Origin of the sequence: Photobacterium andalusiense (genome assembly GCF_900185625.1) — a bacterium.
Taxonomy (GTDB): domain Bacteria; phylum Pseudomonadota; class Gammaproteobacteria; order Enterobacterales; family Vibrionaceae; genus Photobacterium; species Photobacterium aquimaris.
In genome coordinates this window covers 24,676-45,107 of sequence record NZ_FYAJ01000014.1, presented here as the reverse complement: position 1 = coordinate 45,107, position 20,432 = coordinate 24,676, and the positions used below count along the sequence as shown (strand labels likewise).

Here is a 20,432-nt window from a genome sequence, read left to right as displayed (position 1 = left end):
AATTATTTATGTTCTTTAATAGTTTTTTCTGTGGATAACTATAGATCTAAACGGTGATCAACCCATAGTTATCCATTTAATAACTTATGTGGCCACAGAGCCCTGTGTATAAGTAGCTATTTTGATCCCAGCCTATCCTCTGGAAGATCCAAGCTACTCCACAGTAAATGATCTTCTTTAAATGCATGATCATAAGGATCATTTGACGGTTATCCACACGATCAGTGGATCCTAATAGTAGATCTAATAGAAGATCTCTTTAAAAAGATCTTATATATATTTAAACAATCAAAATGGCCGATCAAATGATCTTGATGAAAGATTCTCTCTTGCTAAGAAACAGGATAGAATGTCCGCCCTTTGCTCGAGTTAACTCACTGGCTATTTAAATACCTGAGGAAGTTTCATGTTTTACCAGGAAAAATTTGATGTCATCGTTGTGGGTGGCGGTCATGCCGGTACAGAAGCGGCACTGGCAGCAGCCCGAATGGGACAAAAAACCTTACTGTTGACCCATAATATCGATACGTTGGGCCAAATGTCGTGCAACCCAGCTATCGGCGGGATCGGGAAAGGACACCTGGTTAAAGAAGTTGATGCCCTTGGCGGCTTGATGGCACATGCCATCGATAAAGGCGGTATTCAATTCCGCACACTCAACTCTTCCAAAGGCCCAGCAGTACGGGCAACACGTGCACAAGCAGACCGTGCACTTTACAAAGCAGCAGTACGTAACGTATTAGAAAATCAGCCAAATTTGATGATTTTCCAGCAAGCTGTGACTGATCTTATTGTTGAAAATAATCGCGCAACAGGCGTGGTTACAGAAATGGGATTGAAATTCCATGCTAAAGCTGTGGTATTGACCGTAGGTACATTCCTTGGCGGCAAAATTCACATTGGCTTAGAAAATTATAGCGGTGGTCGTACGGGCGATCCGGCATCAAATGCCTTAGCTGATCGTCTACGTGAATTACCATTACGTGTTGATCGCTTGAAAACCGGTACTCCACCACGCATTGATGCGCGTAGTGTTGATTTTAGTGTGCTTGAAACTCAACACGGTGATAACCCAACCCCAACGTTTTCGTTCATGGGTAAGCAATCTGACCACCCGCGTCAAATTCCATGTTTTATTACTTACACCAATGAGCGTACTCATGAAGTGATTCGTAATAACCTTGATCGTAGTCCAATGTATGCCGGTGTGATTGAAGGTATTGGTCCGCGTTACTGCCCTTCAATTGAAGATAAAGTAATGCGTTTTGCGGATAAAAATAGCCACCAAATTTTCATTGAGCCTGAAGGCTTAACCACTAATGAACTTTATCCGAATGGTATTTCAACCAGCTTACCTTTTGACGTTCAAATGCAAATTGTTCGTTCAATGAAAGGCTTTGAAAATGCGACCATTATGCGTCCAGGTTATGCGATCGAGTATGATTTCTTTGATCCGCGCGACCTTAAGCAAACCTATGAAAATAAATACATTGATGGTTTATTCTTTGCGGGACAAATTAACGGTACTACTGGTTATGAAGAAGCTGCCGCACAAGGCCTAATGGCGGGTATGAACGCCGCTCTTCAAACCCAAGACAAAGAAGGTTGGAGTCCACGTCGCGATCAGGCTTATATGGGTGTATTGATTGATGACCTATCAACCATTGGTACTAAAGAACCTTACCGTATGTTCACGTCACGCGCGGAATACCGTTTGTTGTTACGTGAAGATAATGCTGATTTACGTTTAACCCCAATGGGGCGTGAATTAGGTCTAGTTGATGATGAACGCTGGGCGCGTTTCAATCAAAAATTAGAAAATATGGAACAAGAACGCCAGCGTTTGAAAGATATTTGGGTTAATCCTAATTCTGATCATATTGAAAGTTTAAATAAGATCCTGAAATCACCGATCGTGCGTGAAGCTAATGGCGAAGATCTTCTTCGTCGTCCTGAAGTGACTTATGAGCAATTAACCAATATTGAAACTTTTGCACCTGCACACGATGATATTGAAGCGCGTGAGCAAGTTGAAATTCAAATTAAATACCAAGGTTATATTGATCGTCAGCGTGACGAAGTAGAAAAATCATTACGTCATGAAACGACTAAACTACCGTTTGATCTTGATTATAGCTTGGTGAAAGGCTTATCAAATGAAGTGGTGATTAAGCTTAATGATGCTAAGCCAGAATCTGTCGGTATGGCATCTCGTATTTCAGGTATTACGCCAGCGGCAATTTCATTGCTATTGGTTTATTTGAAAAAACATGGCTTGCTTAAAAAAGGCGAATAAGGGTTAGATAATGAAACAACGTTTGATACAACTTATCGCTCAAACTGATCTTCAGGTCACAGAACAACAACTTGATCAATTGATCGGTTATGTGCAACTGCTGCACAAATGGAATAAAGCGTATAATCTGACTTCTGTGCGCGATCCGAATGAAATGTTAGTTAAACACATTATGGATAGTATTGTGGTGAGCCAATATTTAGACGGTGAACGTTACATTGATGTTGGTACGGGACCGGGGTTACCTGGCATTCCGTTAGCGATTATGTGCCCGAATAAATCATTTACGCTGCTTGATAGTTTAGGTAAACGAATTCGATTTATTCGCCAAGTGATCCATGAGCTAAAAATTACCAACGTGACTGCTGTTCAAAGTCGTGTTGAAGAATTTGATCCCGGCGAAGGGTTTGATGCGGTATTAAGCCGTGCTTTTGCCTCAATGTCTGACATGGTTAATTGGTGTCACCATTTACCGAAACAAGGTGGTCAATTCTTCGCTTTGAAAGGACAGTACAATCAAGATGAAGCTGCAGAGCTTCCAGAGTGGTGTACTGTTGTTGAAGTTAAATCGTTACAGGTTCCTGATCTCGAAGGCGAGCGTCATTTAGTTGTATTAACAGCCAAAGATTAATTGTTGAGGTTTTTGTGGGAAGAATCATAGCTGTTGCAAATCAGAAAGGTGGTGTTGGTAAAACAACATCGTGTGTCAATCTGGCTGCTTCATTGGCTGCTACTCAGCGTAAAATATTGGTGATCGATCTTGATCCTCAAGGTAACGCGACCATGGCCAGTGGCGTCGACAAATACCAAGTTGAAGCCAGCGCTTATGATCTTTTGGTTGATGAAACTCCTTTTAATCAAGTTGTTATTAACGAAACTACCGGTGGCTATCATTTGATAGCTGCCAATGGTGATGTTACTGCTGCTGAAATTAAATTAATGGAAGTGTTTGCTCGCGAAACGCGGCTACGCAATGCGTTAGCGTCTGTTCGTGATAATTACGATTATATTTTCATTGACTGTCCACCATCTTTAAACTTGTTAACTATCAATGCAATGACTGCTGCTGATTCGGTATTGGTACCAATGCAGTGTGAATATTTTGCTCTTGAAGGTTTAACGGCCTTGATGGATACCATCAGTAAGTTAACCGCCGTTGTTAACAGTGATCTTAAAATTGAAGGTTTGTTGCGTACCATGTTTGATCCTCGTAATCGACTTTCAAATGAGGTATCACAGCAGCTTAAAAAGCATTTTGGTGATAAAGTATATCGTACTGTTATTCCACGTAACGTGCGTCTTGCTGAGGCGCCAAGTCATGGTCGTCCTGCAATGTATTATGATAAATATTCTAGTGGTGCTAAGGCGTATTTAGCGTTGGCCGGTGAAATGATTCGCCGTGATGAATTAGCACTGCAAGCCACTCCGGTTGAAGCGTAAGGTTTTCCATGAATTTCAATAAAAGAGGCTTGGGCAAAGGCCTTGATGCCCTACTTGCCACCAGTAATGTTGCTCAAGCAAAGAAACAACAACATGATGAGCACGCCTCACAGCAAGCTGCTGTTGATGGTGAATTATGCCAAATTGCAGTGTCAGCATTGAGCTCTGGTCAATACCAGCCTCGTAAAACAATGGCTGCTGATGCGCTAACTGAATTAGCCGATTCGATTCGTGCTCAAGGTGTTATTCAGCCGATTGTTGTGCGTCGTATTGATAATCAACGGTATGAAATTATTGCTGGTGAGCGTCGTTGGCAAGCAGCACGTCAAGCTGGGTTACAAACTGTTCCTTGTATTATCAAAAACGTTGATGATCGTGCCACGGTTGCGATTGCGTTGATTGAGAATATTCAACGTGAAGATCTTAATGCCATCGAAGAAGCGCGTGCTTTAGAACGTTTGCAACAAGAATTTTCATTAACCCACCAGCAAGTTGCTGATGCTGTGGGTAAATCACGTGCTGCTGTTTCTAACTTACTACGTTTGAATCAATTGTCTGATGCCGTCAAACAATTGGTTGAACAAAAACAGTTAGAAATGGGTCACGCAAGGGCTTTATTAGCCTTAGATGAACAACAACAGTTAGCTACAGCACAAATAATCATCAATAAGTTGTTAACTGTGCGTGAGGCTGAAAAGCTAGTTAAAACACTATTAAATCCAACTGCCACGCCAGTCAAGTCGGCACCACAGCCACAAACTGTCGCATTACAATTAAGTTTGAGTGAGCGTTTTGGTACCAAAGTTGCCATTAATCAAAATAAAAATGGTAAAGGTAAAATTGTTATTAATTACGATCAACAAGATAAATTAGCGCAAATTCTTGCAATGCTAGGCCACGAACTGTGATCTGCTCGCGGTAATTTTTGATTAGACGATTACCCTGTGGTAGTTAAGTTATTTTGTTGTAAAATATAAATGTTTTTTTTGCTGCAATAAGATTGCATTCAATCTATTCAGTCGTATAATTTTCGCTGTATTTCCCGCACTTCTGTGTCGAGGAATGGACTCGAGGAACGAATACATGGTATCGGCGCTAGTGAAACCGGGACGCCAATTGGCAAAACGGTTGCTGTTACTACAATCTGGCGTCGTAGTAGCTACGGCATTAACGGCAGTCTTCGCTGTCAATGTTGACTGGGGAATATCTGCACTTATCGGTGGCGGCATTTTTGTAATCGCCAATACTGTATTTGCTATGTGTGCGTTTATGTTTAGTGGTGCCAGGAAGGCACGATTAGTCATGGCGTCATTTTATGGTGGAGAAGTGCTCAAAATCCTCATAACAGTCATCCTTTTTGCCGCAGCTTACCTGTATAAAGGGGTGGAACTTGTTCCCCTCCAACTAACCTATTTGCTGGTTCTTGGTATTAATATTTTTGGACCGGTTTTATTCATTAACAACAACAAATAGGATCAGTTATGGCTGCGCCAGGTGAAGCGCTAACGCCGTCAAGCTACATCACTCACCACCTTACTAACTTATCGACTGATAAGCTTGGTTTGGTGAGTGAAGGAAGTTTTTGGACGGTAAATATCGACAGCCTTGTTTTTTCTGTCCTGACCGGATTATTCTTTTTATGGGTATTCCGCAAGGTAGCAAAACAGGCGTCATCAGGAGTACCAAGTAAGTTACAATGTTTTGTTGAAATGGTAGTTGAATTCGTTGATACCAACGTTAAAGATACTTTCCATGGCCGCAATCCACTTGTTGCTCCGTTAGCACTAACCATTTTCTGTTGGATTTTACTGATGAACATCATGGACCTTGTGCCAATTGATTTTCTTCCGTATGCCGCACAAAGTGTTGGAATTCCTTATTTGAAAGTGGTTCCAAGTGCTGACGTTAACATCACTATGGCAATGGCGTTAGGTGTGTTTGCATTGATGATTTACTACAGCATCAAAGTGAAAGGTCTACTCGGCTTTGCAAAAGAACTGGCTCTTCACCCGTTCAATCACCCAATTATGATTCCGTTTAACTTACTGCTTGAAGTGGTATCGCTGATTGCGAAGCCAATTTCATTAGGTATGCGTTTATTCGGTAACATGTTTGCTGGTGAGGTGGTGTTTATCCTTATCGCGGCGTTGATGCCGTGGTGGGCTCAATGGCTAGGCTCGGTACCGTGGGCTATTTTCCACATCCTGGTCATTACAATTCAAGCATTCGTATTCATGATGTTAACTATTGTGTACCTGTCTCAGGCACATGAAGACAATCATTAACGATTATTTGTAACTTTTATATTTTTTATTGGCACTTTAGCCGACAACTATAAACTGGAGATAGTGATGGAAACTTTACTAAGCTTTTCTGCAATTGCCGTGGGCATCATTGTAGGTCTTGCTTCCCTTGGTACAGCGATCGGCTTCGCAATTCTTGGTGGTAAATTCCTTGAAGGCGCTGCACGTCAACCTGAAATGGCGCCAATGCTGCAAGTTAAGATGTTCATCATCGCAGGTCTACTGGATGCGGTTCCAATGATCGGTATCGTAATCGCGTTGCTATTCACATTCGCAAACCCATTTGTTGGCCAACTAGCTGGCTAATAAACCGCTGTGATCAGCCTTTATTAAGAAGGCTGACTCCAGAGTAAATGGACCCTAGCAACCCTTTTTAAGGAGATGCGTTGTGAATATGAATGCAACTTTGCTGGGTCAGGCTATCGCTTTCTTCTTCTTTGTGGTGTTCTGCATGAAATATGTATGGCCACCAATTATGGAAGCGATTGAAGAACGTCAGAAAAAAATTGCTGACGGCTTGGCAGCTGCAGATCGCGCTGCCAAAGACCTGGACCTTGCACAAGCTAATGCTTCTGATCAATTGAAAGAAGCGAAACGCGCCGCGAGTGAGCTGATTGAACAGGCAAATAAGCGTAAAGCTCAAATTGTTGATGACGCTAAAATTGAAGCCCAAGCTGAGCGTGAGAAAATTCTTGCTCAAGGCATGGCTGAAATTGAAGCTGAACGTAATCGTGCTCGTGATGAGTTAAGAAAACAAGTTGCAACTCTAGCTGTGATTGGTGCTGAGAAGATCATTGGGCGCTCCATCGATATGGAAGCGCAAACTGATATTCTTAACAAAGTCACTGCAGAACTGTAATTAAAGGGGCAAGCACATGTCGGATATGACTACTATCGCACGCCCCTACGCTAAAGCAGCATTTGACTTTGCGGTCGAGAATAACGCGCTGGCACAGTGGGCAGAAATGCTAACTTTTGCGGGTGCTGTGGCAACTGATGACACTATGCAAGATATTCTTGATAGTGGCTATGCCGCTGACAAGCTCGCTGAAATATTTGTTTCAGTGTGCAGTGAGCAACTCGACGAATTCGGCCATAACTTAATTAAAGTGATGGCTGTTAATGGACGCCTCAATGCGCTACCTGATGTCTGTGGTGAATTCATGCTGATGAAACATGAGCATGAAAAAACCATCGAAGCTATGGTGATATCTGCCATTGCTCTTGATGAAAACCAGTTAGATGCGATCAGCGCCAAACTTGAGCAGCGTTTAGCACGTAAAGTGATGTTGACCTGCAGTGTAGACGAGACCCTGATTGCTGGGGTTGTAATTAGAGCTGGAGACCTTGTTATCGATAACTCTGTACGGGGAAAATTGAACCGTCTGAGCGATACTTTGCTGTCTTGATTTGGGGAATTGTGCATGCAACTTAATTCCACGGAAATTAGCGCACTGATCAAACAACGTATTGAAAACTTCAACGTTGTAAGTGAAGCGCGTAACGAAGGTACTATCGTTTCTGTAAGCGACGGTATTATTCGAATCCATGGCCTTGCTGACGTAATGCAAGGTGAAATGATTGAACTACCAGGCGGACTATTCGCTTTAGCACTTAACCTTGAGCGTGACTCGGTTGGTGCGGTTGTAATGGGCCCTTATGCTTCGCTACAGGAAGGCATGAAGGTAACCGGTACTGGTCGTATTCTTGAAGTACCTGTAGGTCCAGCGCTACTTGGTCGTGTTGTAAACACTCTAGGTCAGCCTATCGATGGTAAAGGTTCAATTGAAACAGAGACATTCTCTCCTGTTGAAGTAATTGCACCGGGCGTAATCGATCGTAAATCTGTTGATCAACCTGTGCAAACGGGCTACAAAGCAGTCGATGCGATGATTCCAATCGGTCGTGGTCAGCGTGAGCTGATTATCGGTGACCGTCAAACGGGTAAAACCGCGATGGCTATCGATGCCATCATTAACCAGAAGAATTCTGGTATCTACTCTGTGTATGTGGCTATTGGCCAGAAAGCTTCAACGATTGCGAACGTGGTTCGTAAACTTGAAGAACACGGCGCATTGGAAAACACCATTGTTGTGGTTGCATCTGCTTCTGAAGCCGCTGCACTACAATACCTTGCACCCTACTCAGGTTGTGCAATGGGTGAATACTTCCGTGACCGTGGCGAAGATGCACTGATCGTATACGATGACTTGTCTAAACAAGCCGTTGCTTATCGTCAAATCTCACTATTGCTAAAACGCCCACCGGGTCGTGAAGCATTCCCTGGTGATGTTTTCTACCTTCACTCTCGTCTTCTTGAGCGTGCTTCTCGTGTTAGCGAGCACTATGTTGAGAAATTTACGAACGGTGAAGTGACAGGTAAAACGGGTTCTTTAACCGCGCTACCTATTATTGAAACTCAAGCAGGTGACGTATCGGCATTCGTACCGACTAACGTTATCTCTATCACCGATGGTCAAATCTTCCTGCAAACAGAACTGTTCAACGCCGGTATTCGTCCTGCTGTTGATCCAGGTATTTCTGTATCGCGTGTAGGTGGTGCTGCCCAAACTAAAGTTATCAAGAAGCTTTCAGGTGGTATTCGTACTGCCCTAGCACAGTACCGCGAACTAGCAGCGTTTGCTCAGTTCTCGTCAGACCTTGATGATGCAACTAAAAAGCAGCTTGATCACGGTCAGAAAGTGACTGAGTTGATGAAGCAAAAGCAATACTCGCCAATGTCTGTATTTGAGCAAGCGATTGTTATTTTTGCTGCCGAAAAAGGTTTCTTAGGCGATATTGAACTTGCCAAGTTAGCTGATTTCGAAGCTGCGTTGCTTTCATTTGCCAAAGGTCAATTTGCTGAGTTAGTAGCTCAAATTGATGAAACGGGTGCTTATAACGATGATATCGAAGCGCAGTTTGCGAAACTGCTGCAAGATTTCAAAGCGACCCAAACTTGGTAATTGGTTGGTGATCGCTTAGCGATCACCTTCTAACGGAGAGTGACGATGGCCAGCGCAAAAGAGATTCGTAACAAGATCGGCAGTGTTCAAAATACACAGAAGATCACTAAAGCGATGGAAATGGTGGCCGCTTCTAAAATGCGTAAAACGCAAGAAGCGATGGAGTCATCACGTCCATACGCACAAACTATGCGCAAAGTGATCGGTCACATCGCCCTTGGTAGCCTTGAGTATAAGCATCCTTATCTCGAAGAGCGTGAAGCCAAGCGCGTCGGTTACATCATTGTTTCTACTGACCGTGGTCTGTGTGGTGGCTTGAACATTAACTTGTTTAAAAAAGCCATTAACGATGTACAGACATGGTCTGAAAAAGGTGCTGAAGTTGATCTTGCGTTAATTGGCGCAAAAGCAACGGCATTTTTTAATAACTACGGCGGCAACGTAACAGCTCAAGTATCTGGCCTTGGTGATTCACCAACGGTTGATGAGCTAATCGGTACTGTTGGCGTAATGCTGAAGAAATATGATGAAGGTCAATTAGATCGTTTGTACCTAGTATACAACCAGTTTGTAAATACTATGGTGCAAGAACCGGTGATTGATCAATTGTTGCCTTTGCCTAAGTCAGAAGACGAAGAGATGCAGCGCAACCATTCTTGGGATTATATTTATGAGCCCGAGCCACAACCGTTACTTGATGCTTTATTGGTTCGTTATGTCGAATCACAAGTGTATCAGGGCGTGGTTGAGAACCTTGCCAGTGAGCAAGCGGCGCGAATGGTGGCAATGAAAGCTGCAACCGATAACGCAGGTGATCTGATTGATGACTTGCAACTTGTGTACAACAAAGCCCGTCAGGCGGCGATTACACAAGAATTATCAGAAATCGTTTCTGGTGCATCTGCTGTTTAAGGCAAAGAATTAATAAGTTTAGAGGATTAACGATGGCTACAGGTAAGATCGTCCAGATCATTGGTGCAGTAGTCGACGTAGAGTTTCCACAGGACTCTGTACCCAAAGTATATGATGCCCTACATGTTGATGCGAAAGAAAACGGTACATTAGTACTGGAAGTTCAGCAGCAACTTGGTGGCGGTATTGTGCGTGGTATCGCAATGGGTACTTCTGATGGCTTACGTCGTGGTTTGTCTGTTGAAAATACAGGCCGCCCTATTGAAGTACCAGTGGGTACAGCGACTTTAGGACGTATCATGAACGTTCTAGGTCAACCCATTGATGAGTGTGGTGAAATCGGTGAGCAAGAGCGTTACGCTATTCACCGTCCAGCGCCAAGCTACGAAGAACAATCAAATGCAACCGAACTGTTAGAGACTGGCGTTAAGGTTATCGACCTTATTTGTCCGTTTGCTAAGGGTGGTAAAATCGGTCTATTTGGTGGTGCGGGTGTAGGTAAGACCGTTAACATGATGGAGCTTATCAACAACATCGCACTGCAACACTCAGGCCTATCGGTATTTGCCGGTGTAGGTGAGCGTACACGTGAAGGTAACGATTTCTACTTTGAAATGCAGGAAGCTGGGGTTGTTAACCTTGAGAAGCCTGAAGAATCAAAAGTAGCAATGGTTTACGGTCAGATGAACGAGCCACCAGGTAACCGTCTACGTGTTGCTTTGACTGGTTTGACAATGGCTGAGCGTTTCCGTGACGAAGGTCGTGACGTACTGTTATTTATCGATAACATCTACCGTTACACCCTTGCTGGTACTGAAGTATCTGCACTACTTGGTCGTATGCCATCTGCGGTAGGTTATCAACCAACACTTGCAGAAGAAATGGGTGTACTTCAGGAGCGTATCACGTCAACCAAATCTGGCTCTATCACGTCAGTGCAGGCGGTATACGTACCAGCCGATGACTTGACGGATCCATCACCAGCAACAACCTTTGCTCACTTAGATGCAACAGTTGTACTTTCGCGTCAAATCGCATCGCTAGGTCTATATCCTGCGATCGACCCACTGGATTCAACATCACGTATGCTTGATCCATTGGTTGTAGGCCAAGAGCATTACGACATTGCGCGTGGCGTTCAGAGCTTGCTACAGCGTTATAAAGAGCTGAAAGATATCATCGCAATCTTAGGTATGGATGAGCTGTCTGAAGAAGATAAGCAAGCTGTATCTCGTGCGCGTAAGATTGAACGTTTCCTAACACAGCCTTACCACGTAGCAGAAGTATTTACCGGTTCTCCTGGTATTTACGTATCACTTAAAGATACGTTACGTAGCTTTAAAGGTATTTTAGCTGGTGAATACGACGATATCCCTGAGCAGGCATTTATGTACTGTGGTGCGATTGAAGACGTATTAGAAAACGCCAAAAAACTGTAAGCTAATTAGGAGGCAATATGGCAGCGATAACCTTTCATCTGGATGTAGTCAGTGCTGAAAAACGTTTGTTTTCTGGTCGTGCTGAAAGTATTCAGGTTACAGGTAGCGAAGGTGAACTTGGTATTCATGCCGGTCACACGCCGTTGTTGAGTGCGATTACTCCCGGTATGGTACGCATTATCAAGCAAGGTGGCGAAGAAGATGTTATTTATCTTTCTGGCGGCATGCTTGAGGTACAACCTGGTATCGTAACCGTACTTGCTGACACCGCTATTCGTGGTATTGATTTAGATACTGCGAAAGCTGAAGAAGCAAAGCGCCAAGCTGAAGAGAGAATTCATAATCAGCATGGCGATATCGATTTTGCCCAAGCAGCCAGTGATCTAGCAAAAGCAATTGCTCAGTTACGCGTTATTGAATTGACTAAACGTTCACGTTAATCATATTTAATAGCAGCATCATAAAAAGCGGCCTTAGGGTCGCTTTTTTTATGGGCAAAAATTATTTATATCTTATCGATAATCTCAACAGATAATTGCGTTATAAATGGTCTGTTTTTTTTATGTATAAATAAATATTATCTATACGGAGTTTTTTGATTGGTTATTTTTTAGTTAAAATGTGCAGTTCATCTTAAACCTATGTGCATCTACAGGTACAATAGGGGTATACAATCTATATATGCATTCAGAGGAATACTTATCATGAGCTTTAGTGCTGTGATTCTTGCCGCGGGAAAAGGCACCCGTATGTACTCTAATTTACCCAAGGTTCTTCATACCCTTGCTGGTAAGCCAATGGTTAAACATGTCATTGATACCTGTAACGATATTGGTTCAAGTAGCATCAATCTGGTTTATGGTCATGGTGGCGATACCATGCAGCAAGTATTAGCCAAAGAAAATGTTAATTGGGTATTACAGGCTGAACAGTTAGGTACAGGGCATGCAGTTAATCAAGCAGTGCCGAATCTTGCTGATGATGAGAAAGCATTGATCCTATACGGTGATGTACCGTTAATTAGCGCACAAACGTTAGAGAATCTACTTGATGCTCAGCCAAGTGGCGGTATTGCATTATTGACTGTAGTTCTGGATAACCCAATGGGTTACGGCCGTATCGTGCGTCGTAATGGCCCAGTGGTGGCGATCGTTGAAGAAAAAGATGCCACTGAAGAGCAAAAACTGATTAAAGAAATCAATACTGGCGTTATGGTTGCTAATGGTGGCGATCTTAAGCGTTGGTTAGCATCGCTTAAGAACGAGAACGCACAAGGCGAATATTACCTAACTGACATCATCGAAATTGCTCATAATGAAGGTCGTGCGGTTGAAGCGGTACACCCTGCGTTAGCGATTGAAGTTGAAGGGGTCAATAACCGTGTGCAACTGGCGCGTTTAGAACGTGCATTCCAAGCTATGCAGGCTGAGCGTTTACTTGAGCAAGGTGTGATGCTACGTGATCCAGCTCGATTTGATTTACGCGGTTCACTGCAATGCGGTACCGATGTTGAAATCGATGTGAATGTTATTATTGAAGGCAGTGTTAGCATTGGTGATAACGTGATTATCGGTGCTGGTTGTGTGCTGAAAAACTGTGAGATTGATGATAACAGCATTATTAGCCCTTACAGTGTGATTGAAGGCGCTATTGTTGGTGAATCTTGTACTGTTGGTCCATTTGCACGTTTACGCCCTGGTGCTGAGTTAATGACTCAAGCTCATGTAGGTAATTTCGTTGAAATGAAGCAAGCTCGTTTAGGTGTTGGCTCTAAAGCTGGTCATCTAAGTTATTTAGGCGATGCTGAGATTGGTACTAATGTAAATATTGGTGCGGGTACGATCACTTGTAACTACGATGGCGCTAATAAGTTTAAGACCGAAATTGGCGATGATGTGTTTGTTGGTTCTGATACTCAACTTATTGCTCCGGTTAAAGTAGCAAGTGGCGCAACTATTGGTGCTGGCTCAACCATTAACCGTAATGTTGGTGAAGATGAGCTGGTGATCACTCGTACACCTGCACGTACGATTAAAGGTTGGAAGCGTCCAACCAAAAAATAGTCTTATTCTATAACTGAAAAAATGTCAGTTTAAAGAGCGATATATTATTAAGCAGAGCGCAAGCTCTGCTTTTTTTATGGCTAAATATTGGTCTTTTACTGCGACTTTAGTGTTATCTATGTTATCCCTTGGCCGTATTATTTTGTGATGAAAATTATTTCAAGGGTATTGCAGGATCCTTTTTAGTAACGCTATACTTGTTTCAAATCGAAACTTATTGTGTTGTTTAACCTTCATGTCGAAACGTAATACTCAGCAACGTCGCCATGCTATTGCCGTTATGGTCAGTGAGCAAGGCGAGGTTAGCGTTGATGTTTTAGCGCATCACTTTTCTACCTCAGAAGTTACTATCCGTAAGGATTTAGCGGCCTTAGAGATTACTGGTTCATTATTGCGCCGCTATGGTGGCGCGATTGCGATGCCGAGCGAAATTGTCACGACTGAGCACACTGAACAAGTTTCAGTGTGTAAGTTAGCGATAGCACAAGCAGCCGCTGATCAAATTCGCGATCACCATCGCATTATTATTGATAGTGGCAGCACTACTGCCGCATTGATCGCGTTATTGGGGGGTAAGCAAGGTTTGATTGTGATGACTAATGCACTTCACGTCGCCAATGCCCTTAATGCACTTGAAAATGAACCGACGCTATTAATGACTGGCGGTACTTGGGATCCCCATTCAGAATCCTTTCAAGGGCAGGTCGCAGAATCAGTATTACGTTCGTACGATTTTGATCAGCTGTTTATCGGTGCTGATGGCATTGATGTTGCCCGTGGCACCACCACCTTTAATGAATTAATGGGGTTAAGTCGAGTAATGGCTGAAGTCTCGCGTGAAGTAGTGGTGATGGTCGAATCAAATAAAGTCGGGCGCAAAATCCCCAACCTTGAATTAGCTTGGCAAGGGATCAGTACTTTGATCACTGATGAAGGCTTAAGTGATAGCGATAAAGCCAGTATTGAGCAACATGGGGTGCGAGTGATTCGTGCCGTCGTTAACGGATAATCTCGAAATAATCAAAGCTGTGGTAAAGGAATTATTATGTGTGGAATAGTTGGTGCAGTAGCACAACGTGATGTGGCTGAAATTCTAATTGAAGGCTTACGCCGTTTAGAATATCGCGGTTATGACTCTGCTGGTATTGCAGTGGTGGCTGCTGATAATACGCTGCAGCGTGTACGTCGATTAGGCAAGGTGCAAGCGTTGGCTGATGCGGTTGAGAGTATTGATTTATGCGGTGGTACCGGCATTGCGCATACTCGCTGGGCAACCCATGGTGAACCATCAGAAGCTAATGCCCATCCACATATTTCGGGTCAACATATCGCTATTGTTCACAACGGTATTATTGAAAATCATCAGGTTTTACGTGAGTTATTGCGTGAGCGTGGTTATGTCTTTAGTTCGCAAACAGATACTGAAGTGATTGCCCATTTAGTTGATTGGGAGTTACGTTCGGCAGATTGTTTATTAACAGCAGTACAAAATAGCGTTACTCAACTTGAAGGTGCTTACGGTACCGTAGTGATGGATAGTCGTGATCCTGAGCGAGTGGTGGTGGCGCGCTCTGGCAGTCCATTAGTGATTGGACTTGGCATTGGCGAAAACTTTATTGCTTCTGATCAATTGGCATTATTGAATGTCACTCGACGGTTTATGTTTTTGGAAGAAGGTGATGTTGCTGAAGTGACGCGGCGCAAAGTGACGGTATTTGATAGCCAAGGTCAAGCCGTTGAGCGTAAAGTGAGTGAATCAACAGTAGAGCATGATGCAGCAGATAAAGGCCAATATCGGCATTATATGCAAAAAGAGATCTTTGAGCAGCCAAGTGCATTGATCAACACTATGGAAGGTCGAATTAGCGATGATCATGTGATCATCGAAAGTATTGGCAGTGATGCGGCGACGATCCTCGATAAAGTTGAACATATTCAGATCATTGCTTGTGGTACTTCTTATAATGCTGGCATGGTGGCACGGTATTGGTTTGAATCGATTGCTGGTGTTAGCTGTGATGTCGAGATTGCTTCTGAGTTCCGTTATCGTAAATTCGTTACGCGTCCAAATAGCTTACTGATCACCCTTTCCCAATCAGGTGAAACAGCAGATACATTAGCAGCATTGCGTCTTGCCAAACAAAAAGGCTACATGGCGGCAATGACGATTTGTAATGTTGCGGGTTCATCGTTAGTGCGTGAGTCTGATTTAGCCTTTATGACCCGTGCAGGGGCTGAAATTGGGGTGGCATCAACCAAAGCATTTACTACTCAGCTGGTGGCACTATTGATGCTAGTAACAGCGATTGGTAAGCAGCAAACCACGCTAGATAAAACACAAGAGCAACACATTGTGGCAGCATTGCAGCAGCTTCCAAGTTATATCGAACAAGCATTAGCGTTTGATAAGCCGATTGAGGCATTAGCAGAAGATTTTGCAGATAAACAGCATGCGTTATTTTTAGGTCGTGGTGAGTTTTATCCGATTGCGGTTGAAGCATCATTGAAGTTGAAAGAGATTTCTTACATTCATGCTGAAGCTTATGCGGCTGGTGAGCTTAAACATGGCCCATTAGCGTTAGTGGATGCTGAAATGCCAGTGATTGTGGTAGCCCCAACCAATGATTTACTTGAGAAACTAAAATCAAACATTGAAGAAGTACGTGCACGTGGCGGGTTGTTGTATGTTTTTGCTGATAATGAAGCTGATTTTGATGATGGTGATGGTATGAAGATCATTACCATGCCGAAAGTTGATGAGATTATTGCACCGATTTTTTACACCATTCCAATGCAGTTATTGGCGTATCACGTTGCGCTGATCAAAGGTACAGATGTCGATCAGCCTCGTAATCTGGCTAAAGCGGTAACGGTAGAATAGTCGTTCATACGCAGTTATAACAAAGGTGCCAGCATTGGCACCTTTTTTAATGCGGGTTATTTTTGCGAAATAAAAATAGTTGAATGCAAACTTACGAACTGCAATTCAAAATACAAAAATAGTCATATATGCAACGATAATTGTCTGATTTAATCGTAACTTGGGGCTAAAAAACTTGGCGCATCATCTGCAAGGAGTTGTTGTAGTAATTATGTTTACAACGGGTTTTTGGAGTAAATGATGACAGATCGTAAACAACAGATGGCGCAAAGGATCAAAGAGGCGCGTGAGTGGAAAGGCTTAACCCAAGTTTATATGGCCCAGCAATTGAAAGTCGCACGCCAAACCTATTTGGACTTAGAAACCGGTAAAACGGAACCAAAAGTGCGATTATTGGTTGAGATTTCAGAGCTAACCGAACGGCCGTTAACCTGGTTTATCTATGGTGATTTAGGGCTCGATATTATAGAAAGTGAATATAAAGAAGAGATCGATAAATTAGTCCAGTGCTTTGGCTGCCTTCCCCACTCTGCTCGCCAAATAATTTTACAGCAAAGCATTCAATTAGCGCAGTATATGGCGGAATATACTCGAACACTGACTCATCGCCATTGATTGTAATAAAAAAGCAGCGTCGTTAACGCTGCTTGATAGCACTTGGTTATTTGAGTTTATTGGGCGAGAAAAAACTTATATGCAGCGCTGTCTGTCTCATCATGCCAATGATAACCAAGTTTACGTAGGTGGGTGGTAAACGATAGCAAATCATGTTCAGCTAACTCAAACCCACATAAGACTCGGCCATAATCAGCGCCATGGTTGCGGTAATTAAATAAGCTAATATTCCATTGATCGCCTAAGGTAGATAAAAACTTAGTCAGGGCGCCTGGATATTCTGGAAATTCAAAACTATATAACCGCTCTTGCAATGGCTTAGGTGGCCGGCCACCAATCATATAGCGTACATGCACTTTGGCCATTTCATCATCCGATAAGTCCATTACCGGATAACCACCTTGACGCAGATCAGCAATAATATGTTCAAGTTCTTGTTGGCCTTGAAGTAATCGTACCCCGACAAACACATTTGCGAGTTTGTCATCATTATAGCGGTAGTTAAATTCGGTCACAGCACGGCCACCAATTAGGTGACAAAAATCTAAAAAAGCCCCAGGACGCTCAGGAATAGTCACAGCTAATAGCCCTTCGCGTTTCTCGCCTAATTCACAGCGTTCAGAAACATAACGCAGACCATGAAAGTTAAGGTTAGCACCTGATAAAATAGCAGCTAAGTGGCATTGCTGTAATTGCTGCTGCTCAGCATATTTTTTTAAACCTGCCAGTGATAATGCTCCTGACGGTTCAGCAATCGCGCGAGTATCTTCAAAGATATCTTTCACCGCCGCGCAAATTTCATCGCTACTGACGGTGATCACATCATCAAGATATTGCTCACATAAACGAAAGGTCTCACTGCCAATACGTTTCACCGCGACACCGTCAGCAAACATGCCAACTTGATCAAGTGTTACGGGTTGTCCGGCATCAAAAGCCGCTTTTAAACAAGCTGAATCTTCCGCTTCGACACCGATAACTTTAATCTCTGGTAGCAGTTGTTTTAATAATACAGAGACGCCCGCGGCTAAACCGCCACCGCCGACAGGAACGAAGACATACTCAAGATGGCCATTTTGTTGCACCAGCTCAATACCAATCGTGCCTTGTCCTGCAATGATGGCTGGATGATCAAATGGAGGTATAAAAGTATAGCCATGTTGCTGCGCCAGCATTTCTGCATGAATTTTGGCTTCATCAAAGTTATTACCGTGTAAGACCACATTTGCGCCAAATCCGCGTACTGCATCAACCTTAATATCGGGAGTAGTACGTGGCATGACGATAGTGGCGCTAACCTCTAACTTTTGGCTTGATAACGCTAATCCTTGGGCATGATTACCTGCAGATGCCGCAATGACACCAGCCTGACGTTGATGTTCTGTCAGTTGAGTCATCATGTTATAGGCGCCACGTAATTTAAACGAATGTACAGGCTGACGATCTTCTCGCTTTAATTGCACATGATTGCCGATGCGAGCACTGAGGCGAGCTAAATTTTGTAGAGGGGTAACTTGCGCGACCTCATACACCGGGGCGCGTAAAATATTGCGCAGATAATCTGCACCGCTAAGTAAATATTGATCGCTGACAGGGTTCACTTCGGCCATCAGATTATCCTTCTAACTTGGATTTATCACGTACAGCACCTTTATCGGCACTGGTCGCAAGTAGTGCATAGGCTTTAAGTGCTAATGATACCTGGCGTTCGCGAGCGACAGGTTTCCAGCCGCGTAATTCGGCTTCTGCACGGCGAGTGGCGAGCGTGGCATCATCAACTAGTAAGTTGATACTGCGATTAGGAATATCAATTGCGATCATATCGCCACTATTAATTAAGCCAATAGTACCGCCACTGGCAGCCTCGGGTGAAACATGGCCAATCGATAATCCTGAGGTGCCGCCTGAGAATCGACCATCAGTGATCAGGGCGCACTCTTTACCCAGTCCCATCGATTTCAAATAGGTGGTTGGATAGAGCATTTCTTGCATCCCCGGTCCGCCTTTAGGTCCTTCATAACGAATAACGACCACATCACCGGCTTTGACTTTACCGCCAAGAATACCTTCCACTGCCGTATCTTGGCTTTCAAATACCACCGCTGGACCGGTAAAGGTTAAGCAGCTTTCATCAACCCCTGCAGTTTTAACAATACAGCCATCAAGCGCCATGTTGCCAGATAGCACTGCTAATCCGCCTTCATTACTAAACGCAAACTCTCGATTACGAATACAGCCATGTTGACGATCATCATCAAGGGTGTCCCAACGGCAATGTTGTGAAAAAGCTTTAGTGGTGCGAATACCTGCAGGGCCTGCACGGAAGAAATCTTTTACGACTTGAGATTGGGTTTGCATAATGTCGTAATGGCGTAGGCTTTCGGCAAAGGTTTCACCCAAAATATTATGGCATTGGTTGTGGAATAAACCGGCGCGATCAAGTTCACCTAAAATAGCGTAAACGCCACCTGCGCGGTGAACATCTTCCATATGGTATTTCGGGGTTGAAGGAGCGACTTTACATAACTGTGGTACGCGACGTGACATTTGATCAATGTCAGCCATGGTGAAATCAATCCCACCTTCTTGTGCTGCTGCTAATAAGTGTAAAACGGTATTGCTTGAACCGCCCATTGCAATATCCAGTGCCATTGCATTTTCAAACGCGAGTTTATTGGCAATATTACGCGGTAATGCGGTGTCATCGTCTTGTTCATAGTAGCGTTTAGTTAAAGCAACGATACGTTTACCAGCATTAATAAATAGCTGCTCACGATCGGCATGTGTTGCCAGCATTGAACCGTTACCCGGCTGGCTTAACCCTAGCGCTTCGGTTAAACAGTTCATTGAGTTAGCAGTAAACATGCCAGAGCAGGATCCGCAAGTTGGACATGCTGAACGTTCGATCTGCTCACTTTGCTCATCAGAAACTGTTGGATCCGCACCTTGGATCATCGCGTCGACCAAATCAAGTTTGATCACTTGCTCTGAAAGCTTGGTTTTGCCAGCTTCCATTGGTCCGCCAGAAACAAAAATTACTGGAATGTTTAATCGCAATGACGCCATTAACATTCCTGGAGTGATTTTGTCACAGTTGGAAATACACACCATCGCATCGGCACAATGGGCATTGACCATGTATTCAACGGAATCGGCAATTAATTCGCGTGATGGCAATGAATACAGCATTCCGCCGTGGCCCATGGCAATACCATCATCAACTGCAATAGTATTAAATTCTTTGGCGATACCGCCTGCTTGTTCGATTTGTTCGGCAACTAATTGCCCCAGATCTTTTAGGTGGACATGACCGGGAACAAATTGAGTAAATGAGTTTACAACGGCGATAATGGGCTTACCGAAATCTTGATCTTTAACTCCAGTTGCGCGCCATAGAGCACGTGCGCCTGCCATATTTCGGCCATGGGTGGTGGTTGCTGAGCGATACTTAGGCATAACAATAAAATCCTTTTTGGTTCAGCCATCATGGTGATGGCTGAAGCTATTTATTAAGTTG

At 43.6% G+C, this 20,432-nt stretch carries 19 protein-coding genes; 17 read left to right on the top strand and 2 right to left on the bottom strand.

Annotated elements, in window-relative coordinates; genetic code table 11:
• Positions 1–406 precede the first annotated feature (406 nt).
• From mnmG to PAND9192_RS18630, 17 genes are all read left to right on the top strand, one after another.
• Positions 407–2,296 carry a tRNA uridine-5-carboxymethylaminomethyl(34) synthesis enzyme MnmG gene (gene mnmG / locus PAND9192_RS18710; protein WP_087854950.1) on the top strand — a complete coding sequence of 630 codons (1,890 nt, stop codon included), beginning with the start codon at positions 407–409 and terminating at the stop codon, positions 2,294–2,296.
• Positions 2,297–2,306: 10 nt separating this feature from the next.
• Positions 2,307–2,927: a 16S rRNA (guanine(527)-N(7))-methyltransferase RsmG gene (rsmG, locus tag PAND9192_RS18705; protein WP_087854949.1), complete on the top strand. Its 621-nt coding sequence runs from the start codon at positions 2,307–2,309 to the stop codon at positions 2,925–2,927.
• A 14-nt stretch (positions 2,928–2,941) separates the two neighbouring features.
• Positions 2,942–3,736: a ParA family protein gene (locus PAND9192_RS18700; protein ID WP_060999276.1), complete on the top strand. Its 795-nt coding sequence runs from the start codon at positions 2,942–2,944 to the stop codon at positions 3,734–3,736.
• Between the two features lie 8 nt (positions 3,737–3,744).
• Positions 3,745–4,644, top strand: a complete 900-nt coding sequence (locus PAND9192_RS18695; RefSeq protein WP_087854948.1) for a ParB/RepB/Spo0J family partition protein — start codon at positions 3,745–3,747, stop codon at positions 4,642–4,644.
• 175 nt (positions 4,645–4,819) lie between these two features.
• Positions 4,820–5,209, top strand: a complete 390-nt coding sequence (locus tag PAND9192_RS18690; protein ID WP_060999279.1) for a F0F1 ATP synthase subunit I — start codon at positions 4,820–4,822, stop codon at positions 5,207–5,209.
• 8 nt (positions 5,210–5,217) lie between these two features.
• Positions 5,218–6,021, top strand: a complete 804-nt coding sequence (gene atpB / locus PAND9192_RS18685; RefSeq protein WP_045072187.1) for a F0F1 ATP synthase subunit A — start codon at positions 5,218–5,220, stop codon at positions 6,019–6,021.
• A 66-nt stretch (positions 6,022–6,087) separates the two neighbouring features.
• Positions 6,088–6,345 carry a F0F1 ATP synthase subunit C gene (atpE, locus tag PAND9192_RS18680; RefSeq protein ID WP_012551447.1) on the top strand — a complete coding sequence of 86 codons (258 nt, stop codon included), beginning with the start codon at positions 6,088–6,090 and terminating at the stop codon, positions 6,343–6,345.
• A gap of 82 nt (positions 6,346–6,427) precedes the next feature.
• On the top strand, positions 6,428–6,898 hold the full coding sequence (gene atpF / locus PAND9192_RS18675) for a F0F1 ATP synthase subunit B (RefSeq protein WP_060999284.1): 471 nt from the start codon (positions 6,428–6,430) through the stop codon (positions 6,896–6,898).
• Positions 6,899–6,914: 16 nt separating this feature from the next.
• The gene (gene atpH, locus PAND9192_RS18670; protein WP_060999286.1) at positions 6,915–7,448 is read left to right on the top strand and encodes a F0F1 ATP synthase subunit delta; all 534 of its coding nucleotides are present in this window, start codon (positions 6,915–6,917) and stop codon (positions 7,446–7,448) included.
• Positions 7,449–7,463: 15 nt separating this feature from the next.
• On the top strand, positions 7,464–9,005 hold the full coding sequence (atpA, locus tag PAND9192_RS18665) for a F0F1 ATP synthase subunit alpha (RefSeq protein WP_060999287.1): 1,542 nt from the start codon (positions 7,464–7,466) through the stop codon (positions 9,003–9,005).
• Between the two features lie 45 nt (positions 9,006–9,050).
• The gene (gene atpG / locus PAND9192_RS18660; RefSeq protein WP_060999288.1) at positions 9,051–9,917 is read left to right on the top strand and encodes a F0F1 ATP synthase subunit gamma; all 867 of its coding nucleotides are present in this window, start codon (positions 9,051–9,053) and stop codon (positions 9,915–9,917) included.
• Positions 9,918–9,949: 32 nt separating this feature from the next.
• Positions 9,950–11,356: a F0F1 ATP synthase subunit beta gene (gene atpD / locus PAND9192_RS18655; RefSeq protein WP_065167719.1), complete on the top strand. Its 1,407-nt coding sequence runs from the start codon at positions 9,950–9,952 to the stop codon at positions 11,354–11,356.
• Positions 11,357–11,373: 17 nt separating this feature from the next.
• On the top strand, positions 11,374–11,796 hold the full coding sequence (locus tag PAND9192_RS18650; protein WP_060999292.1) for a F0F1 ATP synthase subunit epsilon: 423 nt from the start codon (positions 11,374–11,376) through the stop codon (positions 11,794–11,796).
• Positions 11,797–12,060: 264 nt separating this feature from the next.
• Positions 12,061–13,419, top strand: coding sequence for a bifunctional UDP-N-acetylglucosamine diphosphorylase/glucosamine-1-phosphate N-acetyltransferase GlmU (glmU, locus tag PAND9192_RS18645; protein WP_087854947.1), 1,359 nt, complete (start codon positions 12,061–12,063; stop codon positions 13,417–13,419).
• A gap of 235 nt (positions 13,420–13,654) precedes the next feature.
• Positions 13,655–14,428, top strand: a complete 774-nt coding sequence (locus PAND9192_RS18640; protein ID WP_060999296.1) for a DeoR family transcriptional regulator — start codon at positions 13,655–13,657, stop codon at positions 14,426–14,428.
• Positions 14,429–14,464: 36 nt separating this feature from the next.
• A complete protein-coding gene (gene glmS, locus PAND9192_RS18635; RefSeq protein ID WP_087854946.1) occupies positions 14,465–16,300 on the top strand; it encodes a glutamine--fructose-6-phosphate transaminase (isomerizing) in 1,836 nt (611 codons plus the stop codon).
• A 240-nt stretch (positions 16,301–16,540) separates the two neighbouring features.
• Positions 16,541–16,915 (top strand): helix-turn-helix transcriptional regulator, encoded by a 375-nt coding sequence (locus tag PAND9192_RS18630; protein ID WP_087854945.1) that lies wholly within the window; start codon positions 16,541–16,543, stop codon positions 16,913–16,915.
• Between the two features lie 56 nt (positions 16,916–16,971).
• Here PAND9192_RS18630 and ilvA read toward each other — a convergent pair whose 3' ends face one another.
• Positions 16,972–18,525, bottom strand: a complete 1,554-nt coding sequence (gene ilvA, locus PAND9192_RS18625; protein WP_087821910.1) for a threonine ammonia-lyase, biosynthetic — start codon at positions 18,523–18,525, stop codon at positions 16,972–16,974.
• Positions 18,526–18,529: 4 nt separating this feature from the next.
• Entirely contained in the window at positions 18,530–20,371 is a 1,842-nt protein-coding gene (gene ilvD / locus PAND9192_RS18620) for a dihydroxy-acid dehydratase (protein ID WP_087854944.1), read from the bottom strand.
• Positions 20,372–20,432: the final 61 nt, after the last annotated feature.

Excerpts from the sequence above, each read along its gene's own strand:
- mnmG (WP_087854950.1), top strand. The coding sequence starts at position 407 with ATGTTTTACCAGGAAAAATTTGATGTCATCGTTGTGGGTGGCGGTCAT.
- rsmG (WP_087854949.1), top strand. The coding sequence starts at position 2,307 with ATGAAACAACGTTTGATACAACTTATCGCTCAAACTGATCTTCAGGTC.
- PAND9192_RS18695 (WP_087854948.1), top strand. The coding sequence starts at position 3,745 with ATGAATTTCAATAAAAGAGGCTTGGGCAAAGGCCTTGATGCCCTACTT.
- PAND9192_RS18690 (WP_060999279.1), top strand. The coding sequence starts at position 4,820 with ATGGTATCGGCGCTAGTGAAACCGGGACGCCAATTGGCAAAACGGTTG.
- atpB (WP_045072187.1), top strand. The coding sequence starts at position 5,218 with ATGGCTGCGCCAGGTGAAGCGCTAACGCCGTCAAGCTACATCACTCAC.
- atpE (WP_012551447.1), top strand. The coding sequence starts at position 6,088 with ATGGAAACTTTACTAAGCTTTTCTGCAATTGCCGTGGGCATCATTGTA.
- atpH (WP_060999286.1), top strand. The coding sequence starts at position 6,915 with ATGTCGGATATGACTACTATCGCACGCCCCTACGCTAAAGCAGCATTT.
- atpA (WP_060999287.1), top strand. The coding sequence starts at position 7,464 with ATGCAACTTAATTCCACGGAAATTAGCGCACTGATCAAACAACGTATT.
- atpG (WP_060999288.1), top strand. The coding sequence starts at position 9,051 with ATGGCCAGCGCAAAAGAGATTCGTAACAAGATCGGCAGTGTTCAAAAT.
- atpD (WP_065167719.1), top strand. The coding sequence starts at position 9,950 with ATGGCTACAGGTAAGATCGTCCAGATCATTGGTGCAGTAGTCGACGTA.
- PAND9192_RS18650 (WP_060999292.1), top strand. The coding sequence starts at position 11,374 with ATGGCAGCGATAACCTTTCATCTGGATGTAGTCAGTGCTGAAAAACGT.
- glmU (WP_087854947.1), top strand. The coding sequence starts at position 12,061 with ATGAGCTTTAGTGCTGTGATTCTTGCCGCGGGAAAAGGCACCCGTATG.
- PAND9192_RS18640 (WP_060999296.1), top strand. The coding sequence starts at position 13,655 with ATGTCGAAACGTAATACTCAGCAACGTCGCCATGCTATTGCCGTTATG.
- glmS (WP_087854946.1), top strand. The coding sequence starts at position 14,465 with ATGTGTGGAATAGTTGGTGCAGTAGCACAACGTGATGTGGCTGAAATT.
- PAND9192_RS18630 (WP_087854945.1), top strand. The coding sequence starts at position 16,541 with ATGACAGATCGTAAACAACAGATGGCGCAAAGGATCAAAGAGGCGCGT.
- ilvA (WP_087821910.1), bottom strand. The coding sequence starts at position 18,525 with ATGGCCGAAGTGAACCCTGTCAGCGATCAATATTTACTTAGCGGTGCA.
- ilvD (WP_087854944.1), bottom strand. The coding sequence starts at position 20,371 with ATGCCTAAGTATCGCTCAGCAACCACCACCCATGGCCGAAATATGGCA.